The following is a 19,828-nucleotide window of genomic DNA, read 5'->3' as shown; positions in this document are numbered from 1 at the left end:
GCGCCAGATGAAAAAAAACGCGCCGCAATGAGCGGCGCGTTTTCGTGTCCAACACTACATGGGTCAGCCGAGGCTTACTTGACGGCCCAGTAGATGTCGTAGGTCGCTTCCGGGGTGAACGACTTGTCCAGACCGTCCTTCCAGGTTTCGTACGGGCGATCGATCACTTCCGAACCGTTGGTCACAGCCCAGGCACGCAGGCCGTTGCGGGCCACGTCCAGACCCGCCATGTGGCCGGTGTAGGCGGCATGCGCCGAACGGTGCGGAGCCACGTGAACGTACTTGACCGGAGCGCCGCCGTCGATCTTGACGGTCAGCTCTTCAGCGGTGGCACCTTCAGCACCCTTCTTCTTCACCGGCTGGGCGATGTCGAAGGCGTACTTTTCCTGACCGAAGTCAGTGGTGATGATGCGGAACGGACCGGCGGCTTCAAGGCCATTGGCCTCCATCACGCGCTTGATCCACTCCTGGTTGTCCTTGATGGACTTGGTGATCGTGTCCTGACCGCGGTCCACGTTACCGGCGTTGACGACCAGCAGGTCTTCAGCCGGCACATTGACGATGGCCAGATCGGTCAGCGGGGCTTCCGGGGTGCGGTAGTCCACGTTCGGGACGCTGGCCAGCATGTTGGCCATACGCGACAGACCCATCTTGATGTCGTCGCCGATCTGGCGGCTGACATACAGGCCTGCATAACGACCGAACAGGTCGAAGCCGTACTTCACCGAGTAGTCCTGGGTGATCTTGACGTTGCGGCCACCCTTGCCGGTCGGCTCCAGCGTGAAGGTGGTGATCTTGTCGTGACCCTTGGTGGCGTCATCGATGGCGATCGCAACACGCTTGTTCTCTTCGGCTTCGGTGATCTTCCAGGAACCGGTGCCCAGGTCCTTGGAGGTGAAGTCGAGAGTGGCACCGACGCCGGAGGCCGGGCCGGACAGCTTCAGTTCAACGGCGGGATCGCGCAGTACCAGCGGGTTCCAGTCCTTGAAGCGGCGCAGGCTGCTGACCGTGTCGTACACGATCGTCATCTTGCGGTTGGTCTCGATGCTTTCGGTGATGTGACGCTCGCCCGGCAGACATACGCCAATGATGACGAACAGGCCAGCCACGATCCCCAAGGCGATCAGGAACTCGATAATACGGGTCATTCAGAGAGTCTCCGGGGCCGATCCCACGGCCGGGTTGATTGAAGCGAAGCGCCAATCCTAGCAGGCTTCGCGGGCATTGTTTATCGGGATTGGCGCACCGGTTTCCCTGCCGGCTGCGTATTTGTATGGACAAAGAATTCGAAGGGTACCGCATACCGATACCCGTGAAGTAGGGGGCAACCCCACCCGAGGACCAAGACTGGACCTCAAGTCATTGTCCTGAATAGGTTTTCCTCAGACCAGCTGGAGTTCGAACGCCTTCAGTACGGCACGCGTACGGTCGCGCACGCCCAGCTTGGACAGGATGTTGGACACGTGGTTCTTGATGGTGCCTTCGGCCACACCCAGCGAATTGGCGATCTCCTTGTTGGAGAAGCCACTGGCCATCAGGCGCAGGATCTCGGTCTCGCGGTCGGTCAACGGGTCCGGGCGGTCCAGGCTGACGAACTCGTTGCGCATGTGCTCCAGGCCGGACAGCAGGCGCTGGGTCACGGCCGGCTGCACCAGCGAACCGCCGTCGGCCACGGTGCGGATGGCTCCGACGAGCTGCGCCAGGGTCACGTCCTTGAGCAGGTAGCCCTTGGCTCCGGCCTTGAGCCCGGCCAGCACCAGCTGGTCGTCATCAAAGGTGGTGAGGATGATGGTCGGCGGCAGCTGCTCCTGGCGCGACAGCACCTGCAACGCCTCCAGCCCGGACATCACCGGCATGCGCATGTCCATCAGCACCACGTCGGGGCGCACCTGCGGTATCAGCTCGACCGCCTGCCGGCCATCGCCGGCCTCGGCCACCACCTCGATACCGTCGTCGAGCGCCAGCAGGGAGCGGATTCCCTGCCGCACCAGGGTTTGGTCGTCGACCAGGCAGACGCGAATCATCAACGCACTCCTTCAGGAACCTTGGTAAGGGCGGCCACCAGCACCGTTGCCGGCACCGTCGCCCGCAGCCGGAAGCCTTCACCGGGACGGGTTTCGACCTGCAGCTGGCCACCACATTGTTGCAGGCGCTCGCGCATGCCGCGCAAGCCATTGCCCACATTGACCATATCCGCGCCGACACCGTCGTCGCGGGCCTCCACCACCACCCGGTCGGGGGCTTCACGGTACACCTTGATCCACAGGTGGCGGGCACCGGCGTGGCGCACCGCGTTGGTGATGATCTCCTGGGTACAGCGCAGCAGCACGTGGGCCCGCTGCGGGTCCTCCACGTTCAGCGGATCCTCGATGTCCAGCTGGATGTCCAGCGAAGGCACATTCTCGGTCAGTGGGCGCAGCGCCGCGGCCAGATCGATGGCGCCGGTCTCACGCAACTGGCTGACCACCTCGCGCACGTTGCCCAGCAGCAGCTTGGCCAAGGCGTGCGAGCGCTTCACATGGTCCAGCGCCTGGCCCTCGGCCAGGTGGCCGGCCACTTCCAGGTTCAGGGTCAGCGCGGTCAACTGATGCCCCAGAAGATCATGCAGTTCACGCGAAATGCGGGTTCGCTCATTGACCCGGGCGCTTTCGGCCAGCAGGGCGCGGGTGGCGCGCAGCTCCGAATTGAGCCTGCGCTGCTCGTCGCGGGCCTGGGTCTGCTGCCGCGCGACAAGGCTGGTCACGAAGATGAACATGGAAAAGCCGCCATACAGCAGCGATTGCATCACCGCTTCGAACAGCGGGAAGTTCAGCAGCATGTAATAGACCGGGGCCACCGCCAACTGGCTGACCAGCAGCCACAGCACGCACAGGCGCGCCGACAGCATCCACGGAATGACGCCGGCAGCCACCATCATCAGGATGCTGCCAAGGCCGGAACCACTGAGGTAGCTGACGCCCAGCGCCGAAACCGTCAGCAGCAGCAGCAGGCCGCGGTCCAGCCAGGTGGTGTGACTGTCGCTGTCGCTGCGCAGCAGGCGGGTCAGCCAGTAGTACGCGGCGCCGAAGGACAGGTAGGCGACGAACAGCAGGATCGCCCAGCTGCCCATATCGCTGCGGCTGTGCAGGTTCTCGAACTGCGAGTACGCCAGTGGCAGCCCGACCATGACCCAGGTAAACAGGCCGGCCAGACGGAGGACGCGGGTATGGCTGAGGACTCCCAACATGCCAGCACTCTACGGGCCCGGCCTGCGTCGCGCACTCCCACGGAAGTCATGCATCTGCGGTCCCCTGTTCATGCCGCAGCCCACCCCGGGCATGCAATAATCGTGCGCAGGGTCCAATTTGACGGACCAACCGCGTTACCCCACGGAGTCACAATGTCGATTGTCATCCGCGACGTGCGCGAGCACGAGCTCGATTCCGTCCTGGCTTTGAACAACAACGCTGGCCTGGCCATCCTTCCCCTGGATGCGGCCCGCCTGCGCCTGTTCTACGAAACCGCTGAGTATTTCCGCGTCGCCGAGCGCGACGGCAACCTGGCCGGCTTCCTGATCGGCTTCGGCAGCGACAGCCAGCACGACAGCAGCAACTTCGCCTGGTTCAAGCAGCAGCTGGACACCCCGTTCTTCTATATCGACCGCATCGTGGTCGCCAGCCGCCGTCGTGGCGGTGGCGTCGGCCGTGCGTTCTATGCCGACGCGCAGAGCTTCGCCGAGCTGCGCTACCCGCAGATGACCTGCGAAGTCTTCCTCGACCATGGCGCCGATGCCGCCCTGCTCTTCCACGGCAGTTTCGGCTTCCGCGAGCTGGGCCAGAACACCATGCCGCAGGTCGATGTACGCGCCAGCATGCTGGCCAAGGAACTGTGCAGCTACCCGTGGGTCCTGGAGACCTACGGCGGCAAGCTGCCGGATGTGGCATGGACACGTGCCCGGCATCTGCCGGCGCAGGCACAGCGGCCGACGGGGACCTGAGCGTGGCGGTGAATTTCGATTACGAACAGGCCGGTGAACTGAAGATCGGCCAGGTGGGCATCGCCAACCTGCGCATCCGTACCCTTGATGTCGAACGCCTCGTGCAGGAAATGCGCGAACGCGTCACCCGTGCGCCGAAGCTGTTCGGCCGCGCCGCGGTGATCCTCGACTTCGGCGGCCTGACCCAGGTGCCGGACGTGACCACCGCGCAGGCGCTGGTCGATGGCCTGCGCAGCGCCGGCGTGCTGCCGGTGGCGCTGGCCTATGGCACCAGCGCGGTCGACCTGCTCTCGCAGCAGCTCGGGCTCCCGCTGCTGGCCAAATTCCGCGCCCAGTACGAGCGTGCCGAGGCCGAACCGGCCCCGCCGCCGCCCGCGCCGGAACCGCGTCGCGCGGCCCGGGCCGAACCGAAGCCGGCACCAGCCACGCCGGTGGCCAAGGTCGCCGACGCTGCCGCACCGCAGCCGGGCCGCATGCAGCTGGGCAACGTGCGTTCGGGCCAGCAGCTGTACGCTGAAAACTGCGACCTGACCGTGATGGCCACCGTCGGCGCCGGCGCCGAAGTCATCGCCGACGGCAGCATCCATATCTACGGCACCCTGCGCGGCCGCGCGCTGGCAGGGGCCCAGGGCAACACCGCGGCACGCATTTTCTGCCGTGATTTCCATGCGGAACTGGTGGCCATTGCAGGCCACTACAAGGTACTGGACGATGTCCCGGACAACCTCCGCGGCAAGGCCGTGCAGGTGTGGCTGGAACAGGACCAGATCAAGATCGCTGCGCTGGACTGATGCAGCACCCAAACAGAATCATCAGGAGAAGTCCTTTGGCTGAAATCATCGTAGTCACCTCCGGCAAGGGCGGCGTCGGCAAGACCACTTCCAGCGCGAGCCTGGCCTGCGGCCTGGCACGGCGCGGCAAGAAGGTGGCGGTGATCGACTTCGACGTCGGCCTGCGCAACCTCGACCTGATCATGGGCTGCGAACGCCGCGTGGTGTACGACTTCGTCAACGTCGTGCACGGCGAAGCGACCCTCAAGCAGGCCCTGATCAAGGACAAGCGCTTCGAGAACCTGTACGTGCTGGCCGCCTCGCAGACCCGCGACAAGGACGCACTGACCCAGGAAGGCGTGGGCAAGGTCCTGAAGGACCTGGCCGCCGACGGCTTCGATTACATCATCTGCGACTCCCCGGCCGGCATCGAGAAGGGCGCCTTCCTGGCGATGTACTTCGCCGACCGCGCCGTGGTGGTGGTGAACCCGGAAGTGTCGTCGGTGCGCGACTCGGACCGCATCATCGGCCTGCTCGATTCGAAGACCCACAAGGCCGAGTCCGGCCAGGACGTGCCGGCCTTCCTGCTGCTGACCCGCTACACCCCGCTGCGCGTGGAAAGTGGAGAGATGCTCAGCATCGCCGACGTCGAGGAGGTGCTCGGCCTGAAGGCGATCGGCGTGATCCCCGAGTCGGGTGACGTGCTCAACGCCTCCAACAAGGGCGAGCCGGTCATCCTGGATGTCGAGTCCGCTGCCGGCCAGGCCTACGACGACGCCGTCGCGCGCATCCTCGGCGAAGAACGCCCGATGCGCTTCACCAACGTCGAGAAGAAGGGCTTCTTCAGCAAGCTGTTCGGAGGGTAAGCATGGGCCTGTTTGATTTCCTCAAAGCGAAGAAGACCACCGCCGAAACCGCCAAGAACCGCCTGCAGATCATCATCGCGCAGGAACGCAGCAACCGCGGCGGCCCGGACTACCTGCCGCTGTTGCAGCGCGAGCTGCTGGAAGTGATCAAGAAGTACGTGAACATCGACGTCGACGCGGTGAAGGTCGACCTGGTGAAGGATGGCCAGCACGACGTGCTGGACATCTCCGTGGCGCTACCTGAAGGCCCGGACAAACCCTGATCTCCTGCCCCGCCCGTGCCTGCATGGGCGGGGCTGCCTGACCCGCATGACCGATACGACAACCGCCGTGGACATCACCTGCGTGGGCGACATCGCCTTCGCCGATGCGCAGTGCCTGCTCGCCGCGCATGGCCTGCAACTGCACCACGTCGCGGCCGGTGAACCGATTCCCGGCAGCTACTGGGGCGAGCCCGAGGCCGGCATCATCGCCAGCAACGTGTACGTGCGCGATGACACCCCCGTGCATTCGATGCTGCACGAAGCCTGCCACCTGATCGTGCTGCCGCCGGAGCGGCGTGCGCAGGTGCATACCGACGCCACCGACTCGGTGGCCGAGGAAGATGCCACCTGCTACCTGCAGATCGTGCTGGCCGGGCAGCTGCCTGGTGTTGGCAGTGCGCGGTTGATGGCCGACATGGATGCCTGGGGGTATACGTATCGGCTGGGGTCGACACAGGCGTGGTTCGAGCAGGACGCCGAAGACGCGAAGGCGTGGTTGATCGAACGCGGATTGCCGGTGGCGTGAAGCCGGTAGTGCCGGCCGCTGGCCGGCAAACGATTGTCGTGGTTGCCGGCCAGCGGCCGGCACTACCCCATCACCCCTGCCCGGCCAACGCGCGCAGGGTGATGCCAACGATGTAGGCCAGGTAGGTGCCGGTGGCATAGCCCATCGTACCCAGCAGCACGCCCACCGGCGCCAACGCCGGATGGAACGCGGCCGCCACCACCGGCGCCGAGGCCGGGCCGCCGATGTTCGACTGCGAACCGATCGCGAAATAGAAGAACGGCACCTTCAGCAGCTTGCCCAGGCACCACAACAGCACGATGTGCACGGCAATCCAGATCAGGCCGAGCAGGAACAGCCACGGGCGGTCCAGCAGCGCCAGCAGATCCATCTGCATGCCGATGCAGGCAATCAGGAAGTACAGCAGCAGCGAGCCCAGCCGCGAGGCGCCCGCGCCTTCCAGCGTGCGTGCACGGGTGAAGCTCAGGCTTAGGCCCAGCGTGGTCGACAACACCACTACCCACACGAACGGCGCGTCCAGGCTGAACTGCGAGGCCCAGCTGACATTGGCCTTGAACCATGCCGCCAGCGGCGCACCGATCGCGTGCGACAGGCCCACGCCGCCGAAGGCCACCGCCACGATCAGCATCAGGTCGGTGAGGCTGGGAATGCGCTCGTGCTCGGCCTGGAAGCGCGCGATGCGCTCCTTCAGTTCATCGATGGCCGAAGTGTCAGCGCCGCTGCGTGCATCGATCTTCGCTGCGCGCCCGGCCAGGAAGATCAGTGCCGCCATCCATACATAACCCACGCCGACATCGACCACCGCGAACTGGCCGAACGTGGTGGCGTTGACGTCGAATACTTCGCGCATCGCCAGCATGTTGGCACCGCCGCCGATCCAGCTGCCCGCCAACGCGGCCATGCCGGCCCAGGTGTCACCGGCCACGGTTTCCGGATGCAGCGCGCGCATCACCAGGAACGCCACCACCGCACCGAGCATGATGCTGGCCGAGGCACCCAGGTACATCAGCACCAGCTTCGGGCCCAGCCGCAGGATGCCCTTGATGTCCACCGCCAGGGTCAGCAGGATCAGCGCTGCCGGCAGCAGGATGTCGCGTGCGATCGGGTTGTAGAGCTTGGTGTTCTGGCCATCGATCAGGCCGACGGTGTTGTAGATGCCGGGAATCAGGTAGCACAGCAGCAGCGCTGGCACGAAGGTGTAGAAGCGCTTCCACAGGCCCTGCTCGCGCGAGGCGGTCCAGAACACGGCGCCCAGGGTGGCGGCGATCAAACCGAAGACGACGATGTCGTTCTGGATCATGCAGATGCTCTGGGTAGTGCCGGCCGCTGGCCGGCTGCTGTTGGCGGCGGATCATGAAGGTGTGCCGACCAACGGTCGGCACCCACCGGTAAAGCAGATGGCGAAACAAAAGCGCCGCCCCGAAGGGCGGCGCTGCAGTCATCAGTTGCCGATGTGCTGCTTCAGCCAGGCATTGACGGTGTCATGCCACAGGATGCTGTTGTTCGGCTTCAGCACCCAGTGGTTTTCATCCGGGAAGTACAGGAACTTCGATTCGATGCCCTGGCGCTGGGCAGCGGTGAACGCGGCCAGGCCCTGCTCGACCGGAATGCGGAAGTCCTGCTGGCCGTGGATGACCAGGATCGGCTTCTTCCAGTCCGCCACGTGGTTGACCGGGTTGAACTTCTCGTAGTTCGCGGCCTTCTGGTACGGCGTACCGCCCTGCTCCCACTCGGTGAACCACAGTTCTTCGGTGGCGTAGCCCATCATGCGCTGGTCGAACACGCCATCGTGGTTGACCAGGCACTTGAACGGGCTGTTCCAGTTGCCGGCGATCCAGTTGACCATGAAGCCGCCGTAGCTGGCGCCCAGCGCACAGGCCTTGTCACCGTTGAGGAAGGAATACTTCTTCAGCGCCGCGTCCCAGCCCTTCTGCAGGTCTTCCAGCGGGCGGTCGCCCCAGTGCTGGCTGATCGCATCGGTGAAGGCCTGGCCGTAGCCGGTGGAACCGTGGAAGTCGATCATCACCACGGCGTAGCCCTGGCCCGCGTAGGTCTGCGGATTCCAGCGGTAGCTCCAGCCATTGCCGAAGCTGCCCTGCGGGCCACCGTGGATCAGGAACGCGACCGGGTAGGACTTGCCTTCCTGGTAGTTGTGCGGCTTGACCACATAGCCATGCACGGTGTCGTTGTTCCAACCCTTGAATTCGAACTGCTCGTAGTCGCCGAAACTGACGTCCTTCAGCACGTCACCGGCGGCCGGGGTCAGCGCGCGCAGTTCGCCGATGGCTTCGCCCGCGGCCGGCAGCAGGCCGACCAGCACCTGGTCGTTGCTCTTCAGGCTGTTGCGGGTGATCGCCACGCTGGTGCCGGCCACATCCACCGAGGTCACGCTGCCGTCGCCGATCAGCTTGGTGGCCTTGCCGCTGGCCACGTCGATCTGGAACAGCGGATGTTCGCCGAGGTCATCGGCGGTGGTGTAGATGCTGGCGCCGTCGGCGGACAGGGTGATGCCGCCAGCCGAGCGATCCCACTGCGGGGCAATCTCGCGGGTCTTGCCGCTGGCGAGGTCCATCGCCATCAGGCCGAAGCGATCGGCTTCGAAGCCCGGGCGCTTCATCGCACGGTAGAACAGGGTCTTGCCGTCGGCACTGAACACCGGGCCGGCATCCCAGGCCGGGTTGGAGGCGGTCAGGTTGACCGGCGCCTGCTTGCCCGCAGCGTCGAAGCGGTACAGGTCGAAGTTGGTCGACCACGGCTCCTGCTTGCCGGCCACGCGGATGCTGGCCACCACGCTGGCGCCATCCGGCGACCACGCGAAATCGTCATTGCCACCGAACGGCTTGGACGGTGCATCGCCATCGATGGTCGCGCTCAGCGCCGAGGCGCCCTTGACCGCGCCGGCCTTGGCTGCCGGCAGCGGAGCGACGAACAGGGTGTTGCGGCGGCCGTCGTTCCAGGTATCCCAGTGACGCACGAACAGCGAATCGAAGACCTTGCCGCTGGCCTTGGCGCCGGCCACGTCCTTGAGCTTCTTTTCGGTGCAGGCCAGGTCCGAGGCACAGGCCTGGAACACGCCGGCGCTGAACAGCACGCGGTCGTCCTGCGGCGACACGTGGTAGCTGTCCACGTCGACCGGGAAGTCGGTCAGCTGGCGCGGAGCACCGCCGCTGATCGGCTGCGCGTACAGCTGCTGGCTGCCGTTCTTGGCACTGAGGAAGTACACGGTCTGGCCATCGGCCGACAGCGAAGCGGAATTGACGTTCCAGCCGGCCGGGGTGATCTGCTTCGGCGGCGCCGCATCGCGGGTGCGCAGGTTGCGTGCGAACAGCGCGGTGGAGGCCTTGAGGTTGGCGTCCACACTGCGCTTGGCGAACACCACGGTGCCGCCGTCCGCGGTCAGTACCGGTGCGGAGACGCGGTCCATGGCCACCATGTCGCGGACTTCCAGGCCACGGGCAGCGGCAACGCTGGGCAGGGCAGCCAGCAGGCTCAGTGGCAGCAGGGCATGACGCAGTTTCATCGGGGTCTCCGCAGGACGGCAAAAAACCGATGGTAGGCCCGTGCGGCCGGGGCTGCCAAGGCCATCGGTCATGGCTGCCGGTGGCGCGCGGGGCCCCGCCAGAAAATGCAAACCCCGCCGAAGCGGGGTTTGTGGTTCTGCCGGCCGCTGGCCGGCAACCAGGGGTATCACGGGATTCCGGGATTGCCGGCCAGCGGCCGGCACTACCCATTGAACCCAGGGGCAGAGCCCCCCCCTTACGCCTTGGTGTACTTGCCCGTGCGGTAGATCAGCCAGCCAACCAGGAACAGCACGGCCAGGCCGATCCACTGCGCGGCCGGCAGGTGGAACGGCACGGCCAGCACATCGGCGCGGCTGCTGACCACGATCGGAATCGCGATGGCGATGCCCATCAGTGCCTCACCGGTGATCAGGCCGGCAGCAAACAGCACGCCCGGCTTGTGCACGCGGTCGCGGCCTTCTTCGTCATCGGCACGCACCTTGTGGAAGCGCTCGACCAGGTAGGCGATCAGGCCACCGAGGAAGATCGGCACCATCAGCTCCAGCGGCAGGTAGATACCGATGGCGGCGGCCAGCACCGGCACGCGGAAGCGGGCGTTGCGCGACTTCAGCCAGCTGTCGAACGCGATGATGGCGGCACCGACCACGGCACCGATGCCGATGAAGGTCCACGGCAGTTCACCGCCGAACAGGCCCTTGGCCACCGAGGCCATCAGGTTGGCCTGCGGCGCGGCCAGTGCGTTCGGGTGCAGCTCGGACTTCACGCCGATACCGTAGGCGGTGGCCAGCAGGTTCAGCACCGGGGCCATGATCAGCGCGCACGAGAACGCACCGATGCCCAGCATCAGCTGCTGCTTCCACGGGGTGGCACCGACGATGTAACCGGCCTTGAGGTCCTGCAGGTTGTCACCGCCGACCGCTGCGGCGCAGCACACCACCGCACCGATCATGATCGCGGCCACCGCACCCAGCGGCGCACCGCCGGCACCGACCGGCTTGAGGCCGTCGGCGCCCAGCAGCACGACCAGCACGGCCGAGGCGAACAGGATGGTGGAGATGGTGATGCCCGAGACCGGGTTGTTGGACGAACCGATCAGGCCGGCCAGGTAGGCCGAGACCGACACGAACAGGAAGCCGGCGACGATCATGATGATGGTCATCGGGATCGACACGTGCCACTGGCCGACGATGGCCTGGTACAGGGCCAGCAGCGGCAGCACGAAGACCACCAGGGCCACCAGCATCCACTTCATCGGCAGGTCGCGCTCGGTGTGCGCCAGCACCGGGCCACCGCTCTTGCGGGCGGCGGCAAAGCCGCTCTTGACGCCGTTGAGCAGCGACTTGCGCAGCGAGATCAGGGTCCAGATGCCGCCGATCAGCATTGCGCCGACGCCCAGGTAACGCATCTTCGCGCCCCAGATGGCGAACGCGGCTTCGGTGGAAGAAGCTGCAGCAACCGACGCGGCCAGTGCCGGATCGGTGTTCATGAAGAACGCCTGGTAGATCGGAATGGCGATGTGCCAGGTCAGGATCGAGCCGGACACCACCACGATGCCGACATTGAGGCCGACGATGTAGCCCACGCCCAGCAGTGCCGGCGACAGGTTGGTGCCGATGAAGGCGGTGACCTTGGAGCTGCCGATGTAGGCCGAGGTGGCCCAGGCATCGGGAATCAGGCGCATGCCGCTTTCCGCGGCCAGCTTGACGAAGGCACCGATCACCGCCGAAAGGCCGAGGATCTTCAAGCCCGGGCCCGGGTTCTCACCGGCCTTGAGCACTTCGGCCGCAGCCTTGCCTTCCGGGAACGGAAGCGGGTCTTCGACGATCATCGAACGGCGCAGCGGCACCGAGAACAGCACGCCCAGCAGCCCACCGAGGCCGGCGATGCCCAGCACCCACCAGTACTTGAAGTCCGGCCAGTAACCCATGATCACCAGCGCAGGGATGGTGAAGATCACACCGGCGGCGATGGACGAACCGGCCGAGGCGCCGGTCTGCACGATGTTGTTTTCAAGGATGGAGCCACCGCCCAGCAGGCGCAGCACGCCCATGGAAATCACCGCGGCGGGAATGGCGGTGGCGATGGTCAGGCCTGCGAACAGACCGAGGTAGGCGTTTGCGGCCGACAGCACCACCGCCAGCACGATGGCCAGGGCCACTGCGCGGAAGGTGAGCTGCTTGGGCGCAGCGTCGTGGTTCATGGAAGCCCCTGCTGGCAAAAAATCCCTGCCACGCTAGCGTTCAGGGCAGATCAAGTCCAGCGTGCCAAAGGATGGGGGCGTGTGCTGCAGCGCAATGGGCCAGTACGTGGACCGGCAATCGACCGACCCGGCAAAGTCCGGCTGGGCATGTCGTAAATGATATGTTATATCTTAATGATACCTTGTTGTTACTGCATCGCATGCCCCCTTCCCCCTCCCCTCGCCTGGCCTCCATCGACCAGCTGCGCGGCACCGTGATGCTGTTGATGTTGCTGGACCACGTGCGCGAGACCTTTTTCCTGCAGCATCAGGTGAGCGACCCGATGGACGCGACGACGGTCTCCCCTGCGCTGTTCGCCTGCCGTCTGCTGGCTCACCTGTGCGCACCCGTGTTCGTCCTGTTGACCGGCCTGTCGGCCTCGCTGTACGGCCAGCGTCAGGCGGATCCGCGCCGGGCCACAGCCGCCTTTCTGCTCAAGCGAGGCCTGTTCCTGGTCGTGCTGGAACTGACCCTGGTGAATTTCGCCTGGACCTTCCAGCTGCCGCCGGACACGCTGTACCTGCAGGTGATCTGGGCCATCGGGCTGAGCATGATCGCGCTGGCTGGCCTGCTGTGGCTGCCGCGCCCGGCCCTGCTGGTGCTGGCAGTCGCGGTGGTGGCCGGGCACAACCTGTTCGACAGCGTACGGCTGCAAGGCAATGGCCTGCTGGCGGTGCTGTGGAAAGTGCTGCACCAGCGCGACTGGATCGAGGCCGGCGCGCTGCGCCTGCGCACCTCCTACCCGGTGCTGCCATGGATCGGGGTGATCGCCCTCGGTTATCTGTTGGGACCGTGGTTCGCCCGCGAGCGCGACCCGGCGCAGCGCCAGCACTGGCTGCTGTGGGCAGGCGTCGGTGCGCTGGCCCTGTTCGCGCTGCTGCGGTTCGCCAACCAGTATGGGGATGCACCGTGGCAGTACCAGACCAGCGCGCTGCGCACATGGCTGAGCATCCTCAACATCACAAAGTACCCGCCATCATTGCAGTTCCTGCTGCTGACCCTGGGCGTGGGACTGTTGCTGCTGCGCCTGTACGAATGGCCGCCCTTGGCGCGTGCGCTGCGCCCGCTGGCCGATATCGGCGCCGCGCCGATGTTCTTCTACCTGCTGCACCTGTTTGTACTGAAGGGGCTGTACCTGGCCGCGCTGGCGATCTGGGGGCCGACGCACGGTGACCTGTACGCACTGGATTCGGTGGCCGGCCTGCTGCTGGTGGCCTGTGCGCTGGCGGTGGTGCTGTACCCGCCGACGCGGGCCTTCGCGCGGTTCAAGGCGCGAAGGCGCGATCTGCCGTGGTTGCGATACCTGTGATCGCCCAGGCCGGTCCGGCAATCCACGCATGGCGTGGATCTACTGAAAGCGGATCGGGCCACAGGCCTATAATTCCGCGATGAATTCCACCGCTATCGCTTCCGATGACTTCCTGGGCCACCCCAAGGGCGTCTACGTCTGCTTCTTCACCGAAATGTGGGAGCGCTTCTCCTTCTACGGCATGAAGGCGCTGCTGCTGCTGTACCTGACCAAGTACCACCTGTTCGGCGACAAGGCCGGCCTGGACCTGCTCGGTGCCTACGGTGGCCTGGTGTACTGCATCCCGGTGTTCGGCGGCATGCTGGCCGACCGCTGGCTGGGCATGCGCCGGGCGGTGCTGTTCGGCGGCATCCTGCTGGTGCTCGGCCACCTCGGCATGGCCTTCGAGGGCCACGCGGCGTACCGGGTGAACGGCGAAGTGGTGCGCGACACCTCGGCGCTGGCGGTGACCTACCTGTCGCTGGCGTTGATCATCATGGGCGTCGGCTTCCTCAAGCCGAACATCTCCACCATCGTCGGCAAGCTGTACGCCAAGGATGACCCGCGACGCGATTCTGGCTTCTCGCTGTTCTACGCCGGCATCAACCTCGGTGCCCTGTTCTCTTCGCTGGTGTGCGGCTTCCTCGGCGAGGCCTACGGCTGGAAGTACGGTTTCGGTGCAGCCGGCATCGGCATGCTGGCCGGCCTGGCGATGTTCCTGTGGGGCCAGAAGTACCTGCAGGGCCACGCCGAACCGCCGCAACCGGCGGCGTTGAAGCAGAAGGTGCTGGGCCTGCCGCGCGAATGGCTCATCTATCTGTGCGCGGTGCTCGCTGTGCTGCCGGTGGCGTGGCTGATGTGGGCGGCCGGCAACGGCGCGTTCGCGCTGGGCGGTGAAATCAGCCTGGCGCTGATGCTGATGCTGGTGGTGCTGGGTGGCGTGCTGGTCTGGTTTGCCTGGTTCACCGGCAGCAAGTGCACGCCGGTGCAGCGCCAGCAGATGATCGCGCTGATGGTGCTGATCTTCATGGCGCTGGTGTTCTTCACCATGTACGAGCAGTCCTACGGCTCGTGGGTGACCTTCACCGACCGCCTGCTGACCAAGGACATCGTGCCCTCGCTGGTGATCACCGGCGGTACCCCGCTGCCGTGGTCGATCATCTCGCTGCTGCTGGCACCGCTGGGCTTCGTGGTCAGCGCGCGGCTGTCCGAACGGCGCCCGGGTTCGGCCGCGCCGCGCACATTCTTCGCCGCCATCGTCGTGCTGATGCTGGTGCTGCTGGTGCGCGACTGCCTGGTGATTCCGCAGACCGCCGGCTCGCTGACCTACCTCGGCGGCCTGTTCCTGGTACTGCTGGCACCGGCCTTCGCCGCACTGTGGACGTGGATGGACCGCCGCGGCTGGGAGCCGGGCAAACCGGTCAAATCGGCCTGGGGCCTGGTGATCGGCGCGCTGTCGTTCGTGCCGCTGGCGCTGGCTGCTCAGCAGGTCGGCGCCACCGGCGAGATGGCCAGCGTGTGGTGGCTGGTGCTGGCCTACTTCCTGCTGGCCAGCGGCGAGATGTGCCTGTCGCCGGTCGGCCTGTCGGCGGTGACCCAGCTGGCCGTGCCGCGGGTGATGAGCCTGATGATGGGCACCTGGTTCCTGGCCACCGCATTCTCGGAAACGCTGGCCGCGCTGTTCGGCAAGCTGGCCGCGATCGAGGTGCCGGAAGGCGAATCGCTGGACCTGGTGGCTGCTGCCGGCGCCTACGCGCACCTGTTCTGGCTGCTGATGTGGATCGGCCTGGGCTGCGCGCTGGCCGCCTTCATCGCCGCGCCGCTGCTGAAGCGGATGATGCACGGGGTGAAGTAGACCCCGCGCGTGCGGAAAACCAGGGCGGCGGAACGATCATCCGCCGCCCTGCCAGCTCAGGGCGCCTTGTCCTTGCCGGCCGCCGGTGCGGTCGTCGCGGTCTTGCCGCCGAGGCTGCGCGCCAGGAACGCCAGCAGCTTCTCGTAGTACTCGCTGCGATGGGCCTCGGTATAGAAGCCGTGGCCTTCGGTCTTGTAGTACAGGCTCTCCACCGGCGTGCCGGCGCGCTTGAGCGCCGCTTCCATGCGCTCGGTGTGCTGGATCGGCGCACGCTTGTCTTCGCCGCCGGCCGCGAGGAACACCGGCACCTTGATCCGTTCGGCCAGATTCACCGGCGACACCGCACCCAGCTTGGCCGGATCACCCAGCCATTCGCGCAGGTAGGTCACGCCTGAACCTCGGTCCTGGATGTCGCCGCGGGTGTACATCATCGGCAGGTCGTAGACCCCGACATAGCCCGCCGCGCACTGGTACAACCCGGGTTCGCGGGCGGCCCCCATCATCGCCGAGTAGGCCCCATAGCTGGCGCCATAGATGCAGATGCGACGGCCGTCGGCGATGCCTTCGCTGATCGCCCAGCGGGTGGCATCGGTGACGTCGTCCTGCATCGCCGCGCCCCACTGCTGCGCACCGGCCTGGGTGTGGGCCCGGCCATAGTTGCCCGACCCGCGGAAGTTGACCTGCAGCACGGCATAGCCGGCGGCGGCCAGCATCTGCGTTTCGCGGTCGTACTGGCCGGAATCGAAGATGTCGAACGGGCCGCCATGCGGCATCACCACCGTCGGCAGGTTGCGCCCGTTGCTGCCCGCCGGCAGGGTCAGGAAGCCGTGCAATGGCAGGCCGTCGCGCGCCTTCAGTGCAATCGGCTTCACGCTGGCACTGCGGTCCACGTCGATCCAGTCACTGCGACTGATCAGGTGGTCGGCCTTGCGCGCCACGGTGTCGTACACGTAGAAATCGCCGGGATTGGTGCCCGACCAGGTTTCCACCAGCACGACACGGCCATCGCGGGTGCTGGAAGTGATGTAAACCGGCCCTCCGAAGGCGGCTTCCAGGCTGCGGTACAGGCGCGCCTCCGGCGACGTCTCGTCGAAGAACCGGGTACGCGGCGTATCGCCCAGATACAGCGCGCCGACCGGCACGTGGGTCCCGGGCCGATGGATGATGCGATACGGATTGACCACCTCGTCGCGCAGCAGCGTGGCACGCTCGCCGGTCTGCGGGTTCCAGCTGACGATCGCATCCGGGCCCTGGGTCTGCTCGACGTTGAGATAGGCCAGGCTGTCATCGGCCGAGAAGCCGATGGCGGTTTCAATGCGCTTGCTGACCGCCTCATCGTTGATCAGCTTCCAGCTGTCGCCGCTGCGCTCGCGGAAATACAGCTTGTTGATGTTGTCGCTGCCCGAGCCGTGCACGAAGCGGACCTCGCCTGCGCCGTCAGTGGTGAACTCACCACGCCGTACCGGTGAAGACGCCACCCGCGAGCGACGGCCCGTGGTCACATCCATGCGATCGACGCGGGTGAACGGATCCTCTGCGAGCGGCCACACGGTGACCAGCACGTTGCGCTCGTCGCCCGGCAGGTCGTCGGCCAGGAAGGCGGCCGCCGCTTCGACCTTCTTCGGCTGGATGCGGGTTCCCGGGCCGTTGCTCTCCACCCGATAGCCCACCAGCAGTTCGCCGCGATTGCCGTTGGCATCGATGGCGTAGAGTTCGCCGGTGGGATTGGGCTGGTCGAGCGAGCCCCACTTCTGGGCCAGGCCGATCAGCAGGCGCTCGTTGCTGACCCAGTCGAATTCCTGCGCGTGGTTGCGGCTGGGTGGCCGGAAGCTGCCGACCATCTGCTTGTCCTTCAACCGCAGCACGGCGATCGCGGTGGCGTCCTCCATCGGCACCGTCGCCGCCACGTACTCGCCCCCCGGCGAAATCTTGATGTCGGTGAAGGTCTCGCGACGCAGGTACTGCGTCAGGTCCACCGCCCCTACGCTGCCTGCGGCAACGCCCCCGATGACAGCCAGTGCGGCCGCCAGAATCGTCTTGTGCATCCTTCCCCTGCTCCTGTGGACACCTTGTCCTGGTGGCCGATTCTAGGCAGGGCCCTGCGTTTCCCGCCAGAGCCGGAAAAAACGACGGCACCGTTGCCGGTGCCGTCGTTACCACTACCTTGGAGAGAGAGTCAGGACGTGGGTTCGGGGGGCGTGCGCCGGGTCAGTGGACCCCGCGCACCGCCAACGTGAGGGCCAGGATGCTGAGGATCACCGCGATGGTGCCGTCGAGCACGCGCCAGGTACTGGGCTTGGTGAACAGCGGCGCCAGCAGGCGTGCACCCAGGCCCTGCGCGGTCAGCCACAGGCAGCTGGCGGTAACCACGCCAGCGGCGAAGGCCATGCGGGCGCTGCCGAAGTTCTCGGCGATCGAGCCGATCACCATCATGTCCAGCCAGAAGTGCGGGTTGATCAGCGAGAAGCCGACCGCGGCCATCAGCACCGCGCGGCGGCTGCCGTCGTCGCTGTCAGCCTCGCCCATGCCGCCGCCACCGGCGATCGCGCGGCGCGCCGACTTCATCGCGTACCAGGCCAGGAACGCCACGCCCGTCCACAGCACGGCGGTGGTCAGCCACGGCAGCGCCGAGGTGAGCGTGCGCAGACCAGCCACGCTGGCGAAGATGAAGATCGCATCGATAGCCGCACAGGTGGCGACCACCGGCACGATGTGCTTGCGCAGGATGCCCTGGCGCAGAATGAAGGCGCTCTGGGCCCCGACCACGGCGAACAGGCCGATGCCGGTAGCTGCACCAGAGAACCAGGCACCGAGGCCGGTGCTGGCGGAGATGACCGAGAACATGGGATTCACTGCCTTTACTTGCTTGGGGGGACGGTGCCTCGCGAAGGCGGACAGCACCGGAACGGGCGCCATTGTCGCGCCGCAACATGAAAAAGACGAGCTAAACTTCCTAAACCAACATTAGCGGAACTTAATTCGATGCGTATCGACCATGCCCAGCTGCGCGCCCTGGCCGCAGTGATCCGCGAAGGCAGCTTCGACCGCGCCGCGCAGTCGCTGAATGTCACGCCCTCGGCCATCTCGCAGCGGGTCAAGGCGCTGGAGGACCGGGTCGGACGCCTGCTGGTCAAGCGCGGCACCCCGGCCACCGCCACCGCCGAGGGCCAGGTACTGGTGCAGCTGGCCGAGCAGACCGCCCTGCTCGAACACGACGCGCTGCATCGGATGGGCTTGGCCGATGAGGACTTGCCGCAAGCCAGTATTCCGGTAGCGGTGAACCACGACAGCCTGGAAACCTGGTTCCCGCAAGCCGCCTCGCAGTTCGCGCAGAGCACCGGCACCACCCTGGACCTGCGCGTGGAAGACCAGGACCACACCGTCGAACTGCTGCGCCAGGGCACGGTGCTGGGTGCGGTGACCACACTGGACGAGCCGGTGCAGGGCTGCCAGATCCATGCGCTGGGCAGCATCCGCTACGCCGCCACCTGTACCCCCGAGTTCCGCGAGCGTCATTTCGCCAAGGGCGTAACCGCGCAGGCACTGGCGCAGGCACCGGTACTGGTGTTCAACCGCAAGGACGAAATGCAGTCGCGCTTCGCCCGGCGCATGGCCGGCGACGACCTGCCCAGCACCGCGCCGACCTGGTGGATCCCCTCCACCCGCGCCTTCGTGCAGGCCAACCTCGGTGGCATGGGCTGGACCATGAACCCGCTGCCGCTGGTCAAGCGGCACCTGGACGCCGGGCGACTGGTCTACGTACGGCAGCGCGCGTGGGAAGACGTGCCGCTGTACTGGCAGCACTGGAAAGGCGACGTGCAGACCATGGCCCTGCTGACCCGCGCGGTGCTGGATGCTTCCTCCGCGCTGATCCGGCGCAAGCGCTGAAAAGGGGACGGAGGGGATTAAGTCGTCTTTGCCCGATATGTCGTTTGGGTCTTAAACGACTTAATCCCCTCCGTCCCCTTTTTGCTCCACCCAATCTCCACGAAGCCTCCACACCGGTTCCATGCGTGATGCGGATACTGGCGGGCCAATCACTACAAGGATGTCCGGTATGCCGATAGCCGTGCGCGATGCGCGCCCCGAAGATGCCGCCGCCTGCATCGACCTGCGCGGGCGCACCCGCGAGAACACCTTCAGCGCCGCGCAGTTGGCGGAACTGGGCATCACCGAGGACAGCTGGGCAGCCGGCATCGCCCAGGGCGATTCGATCGGCCGCGTCGCCTGGGAGGGCGAGCACATGGCCGGCTACTGCTTCGCCGACCGCGACAGCGGCGAGGTGCTGGTGCTGGCCCTGCTGCCGGACTACGAGGGCCGCGGCATCGGCCGCCAACTGCTGCAGGAAGTGGTGAGCCTGACCCGCGATGCCGGCCACCAGCGGCTGTTCCTGGCCTGCTCGGTCGACCCCCGTTCGCGCTCGCATGGGTTCTACCGCCGCCTGGGCTGGCGCCCGACCGGGGAGGTCGACGAGGCCGGCGACGAGATTCTTGAGCTGGTCTGATTGACGACGTCGCCAGGCA

The 19,828-nt window shown here is 66.2% G+C and carries 17 protein-coding genes; 9 read left to right on the top strand and 8 right to left on the bottom strand.

What is annotated here, in order from left to right; translation table 11 throughout:
* Positions 1–74: 74 nt before the first annotated feature.
* From EKL94_RS02845 to EKL94_RS02835, 3 genes are all read right to left on the bottom strand, one after another.
* A complete protein-coding gene (locus tag EKL94_RS02845; protein WP_126927899.1) occupies positions 75–1,148 on the bottom strand; it encodes a polyketide cyclase in 1,074 nt (357 codons plus the stop codon).
* A 234-nt stretch (positions 1,149–1,382) separates the two neighbouring features.
* Positions 1,383–2,024 carry a response regulator gene (locus EKL94_RS02840; RefSeq protein WP_006424175.1) on the bottom strand — a complete coding sequence of 214 codons (642 nt, stop codon included), beginning with the start codon at positions 2,022–2,024 and terminating at the stop codon, positions 1,383–1,385.
* The gene (locus tag EKL94_RS02835; RefSeq protein ID WP_126927898.1) at positions 2,024–3,226 is read right to left on the bottom strand and encodes a sensor histidine kinase; all 1,203 of its coding nucleotides are present in this window, start codon (positions 3,224–3,226) and stop codon (positions 2,024–2,026) included. Before EKL94_RS02835 ends, EKL94_RS02840 begins: the two co-directional genes overlap by 1 nt.
* 153 nt (positions 3,227–3,379) lie before the next feature.
* Between EKL94_RS02835 and EKL94_RS02830 the strand changes: the two genes are divergently transcribed.
* Genes EKL94_RS02830 through EKL94_RS02810 form a run of 5 tightly spaced genes read left to right on the top strand, consistent with a single transcriptional unit; the run spans position 3,380 to position 6,401 of the window.
* Positions 3,380–3,976: a GNAT family N-acetyltransferase gene (locus EKL94_RS02830; protein ID WP_126927897.1), complete on the top strand. Its 597-nt coding sequence runs from the start codon at positions 3,380–3,382 to the stop codon at positions 3,974–3,976.
* A complete protein-coding gene (minC, locus tag EKL94_RS02825) occupies positions 3,922–4,767 on the top strand; it encodes a septum site-determining protein MinC (RefSeq protein WP_126927896.1) in 846 nt (281 codons plus the stop codon). The genes EKL94_RS02830 and minC overlap by 55 nt, the downstream gene beginning before the upstream one ends.
* A gap of 35 nt (positions 4,768–4,802) precedes the next feature.
* A complete protein-coding gene (gene minD / locus EKL94_RS02820) occupies positions 4,803–5,612 on the top strand; it encodes a septum site-determining protein MinD (RefSeq protein ID WP_010483375.1) in 810 nt (269 codons plus the stop codon).
* A gap of 2 nt (positions 5,613–5,614) precedes the next feature.
* Positions 5,615–5,875: a cell division topological specificity factor MinE gene (gene minE / locus EKL94_RS02815; RefSeq protein WP_004148073.1), complete on the top strand. Its 261-nt coding sequence runs from the start codon at positions 5,615–5,617 to the stop codon at positions 5,873–5,875.
* Between the two features lie 46 nt (positions 5,876–5,921).
* Positions 5,922–6,401: a hypothetical protein gene (locus tag EKL94_RS02810; protein ID WP_049422782.1), complete on the top strand. Its 480-nt coding sequence runs from the start codon at positions 5,922–5,924 to the stop codon at positions 6,399–6,401.
* Between the two features lie 70 nt (positions 6,402–6,471).
* Here EKL94_RS02810 and EKL94_RS02805 read toward each other — a convergent pair whose 3' ends face one another.
* The 3 genes from EKL94_RS02805 to EKL94_RS02795 form a co-directional block, all read right to left on the bottom strand.
* On the bottom strand, positions 6,472–7,701 hold the full coding sequence (locus tag EKL94_RS02805) for a DUF819 family protein (RefSeq protein WP_126927895.1): 1,230 nt from the start codon (positions 7,699–7,701) through the stop codon (positions 6,472–6,474).
* A 141-nt stretch (positions 7,702–7,842) separates the two neighbouring features.
* A complete protein-coding gene (locus EKL94_RS02800) occupies positions 7,843–9,921 on the bottom strand; it encodes an alpha/beta hydrolase family protein (protein WP_126927894.1) in 2,079 nt (692 codons plus the stop codon).
* A gap of 236 nt (positions 9,922–10,157) precedes the next feature.
* Positions 10,158–12,122, bottom strand: a complete 1,965-nt coding sequence (locus tag EKL94_RS02795; RefSeq protein ID WP_126927893.1) for an OPT family oligopeptide transporter — start codon at positions 12,120–12,122, stop codon at positions 10,158–10,160.
* 200 nt (positions 12,123–12,322) lie between these two features.
* On the opposite strand from EKL94_RS02795, the gene EKL94_RS02790 reads away from it, so the two are divergent.
* Both EKL94_RS02790 and EKL94_RS02785 read left to right on the top strand, forming a co-directional pair.
* The gene (locus EKL94_RS02790; RefSeq protein WP_126927892.1) at positions 12,323–13,471 is read left to right on the top strand and encodes an acetyltransferase domain-containing protein; all 1,149 of its coding nucleotides are present in this window, start codon (positions 12,323–12,325) and stop codon (positions 13,469–13,471) included.
* Between the two features lie 79 nt (positions 13,472–13,550).
* Complete coding sequence (locus EKL94_RS02785) at positions 13,551–15,305, top strand: peptide MFS transporter (protein ID WP_126927891.1); 1,755 nt, start codon at positions 13,551–13,553, stop codon at positions 15,303–15,305.
* 56 nt (positions 15,306–15,361) lie between these two features.
* On the opposite strand, the gene EKL94_RS02780 is transcribed toward EKL94_RS02785, so the two are convergent.
* Together EKL94_RS02780 and EKL94_RS02775 are read right to left on the bottom strand one after the other, a co-directional pair.
* The gene (locus EKL94_RS02780) at positions 15,362–17,350 is read right to left on the bottom strand and encodes an alpha/beta hydrolase family protein (protein ID WP_126927890.1); all 1,989 of its coding nucleotides are present in this window, start codon (positions 17,348–17,350) and stop codon (positions 15,362–15,364) included.
* Between the two features lie 163 nt (positions 17,351–17,513).
* Entirely contained in the window at positions 17,514–18,149 is a 636-nt protein-coding gene (locus EKL94_RS02775; protein ID WP_126927889.1) for a LysE/ArgO family amino acid transporter, read from the bottom strand.
* Between the two features lie 138 nt (positions 18,150–18,287).
* On the opposite strand from EKL94_RS02775, the gene EKL94_RS02770 reads away from it, so the two are divergent.
* Both EKL94_RS02770 and EKL94_RS02765 read left to right on the top strand, forming a co-directional pair.
* Positions 18,288–19,193, top strand: coding sequence for a LysR family transcriptional regulator ArgP (locus EKL94_RS02770; protein ID WP_006424060.1), 906 nt, complete (start codon positions 18,288–18,290; stop codon positions 19,191–19,193).
* A 169-nt stretch (positions 19,194–19,362) separates the two neighbouring features.
* The gene (locus EKL94_RS02765; RefSeq protein WP_126927888.1) at positions 19,363–19,809 is read left to right on the top strand and encodes a GNAT family N-acetyltransferase; all 447 of its coding nucleotides are present in this window, start codon (positions 19,363–19,365) and stop codon (positions 19,807–19,809) included.
* Positions 19,810–19,828 lie beyond the last annotated feature (19 nt).

This window comes from Stenotrophomonas maltophilia, from assembly GCF_003970865.1.
In the GTDB taxonomy this organism is placed as follows: domain Bacteria; phylum Pseudomonadota; class Gammaproteobacteria; order Xanthomonadales; family Xanthomonadaceae; genus Stenotrophomonas; species Stenotrophomonas maltophilia_AR.
This window is presented reverse-complemented; position numbering and strand designations above follow the sequence as displayed.

Excerpts from the sequence above, each read along its gene's own strand:
- EKL94_RS02775 (WP_126927889.1), bottom strand. The coding sequence starts at position 18,149 with ATGTTCTCGGTCATCTCCGCCAGCACCGGCCTCGGTGCCTGGTTCTCT.
- EKL94_RS02840 (WP_006424175.1), bottom strand. The coding sequence starts at position 2,024 with ATGATTCGCGTCTGCCTGGTCGACGACCAAACCCTGGTGCGGCAGGGA.
- minE (WP_004148073.1), top strand. The coding sequence starts at position 5,615 with ATGGGCCTGTTTGATTTCCTCAAAGCGAAGAAGACCACCGCCGAAACC.
- EKL94_RS02765 (WP_126927888.1), top strand. The coding sequence starts at position 19,363 with ATGCCGATAGCCGTGCGCGATGCGCGCCCCGAAGATGCCGCCGCCTGC.
- EKL94_RS02810 (WP_049422782.1), top strand. The coding sequence starts at position 5,922 with ATGACCGATACGACAACCGCCGTGGACATCACCTGCGTGGGCGACATC.
- minC (WP_126927896.1), top strand. The coding sequence starts at position 3,922 with ATGGACACGTGCCCGGCATCTGCCGGCGCAGGCACAGCGGCCGACGGG.
- EKL94_RS02835 (WP_126927898.1), bottom strand. The coding sequence starts at position 3,226 with ATGTTGGGAGTCCTCAGCCATACCCGCGTCCTCCGTCTGGCCGGCCTG.
- EKL94_RS02800 (WP_126927894.1), bottom strand. The coding sequence starts at position 9,921 with ATGAAACTGCGTCATGCCCTGCTGCCACTGAGCCTGCTGGCTGCCCTG.
- EKL94_RS02790 (WP_126927892.1), top strand. The coding sequence starts at position 12,323 with ATGCCCCCTTCCCCCTCCCCTCGCCTGGCCTCCATCGACCAGCTGCGC.
- EKL94_RS02785 (WP_126927891.1), top strand. The coding sequence starts at position 13,551 with ATGAATTCCACCGCTATCGCTTCCGATGACTTCCTGGGCCACCCCAAG.
- EKL94_RS02805 (WP_126927895.1), bottom strand. The coding sequence starts at position 7,701 with ATGATCCAGAACGACATCGTCGTCTTCGGTTTGATCGCCGCCACCCTG.
- EKL94_RS02795 (WP_126927893.1), bottom strand. The coding sequence starts at position 12,122 with ATGAACCACGACGCTGCGCCCAAGCAGCTCACCTTCCGCGCAGTGGCC.
- EKL94_RS02830 (WP_126927897.1), top strand. The coding sequence starts at position 3,380 with ATGTCGATTGTCATCCGCGACGTGCGCGAGCACGAGCTCGATTCCGTC.
- EKL94_RS02780 (WP_126927890.1), bottom strand. The coding sequence starts at position 17,350 with ATGCACAAGACGATTCTGGCGGCCGCACTGGCTGTCATCGGGGGCGTT.
- EKL94_RS02770 (WP_006424060.1), top strand. The coding sequence starts at position 18,288 with ATGCGTATCGACCATGCCCAGCTGCGCGCCCTGGCCGCAGTGATCCGC.
- EKL94_RS02845 (WP_126927899.1), bottom strand. The coding sequence starts at position 1,148 with ATGACCCGTATTATCGAGTTCCTGATCGCCTTGGGGATCGTGGCTGGC.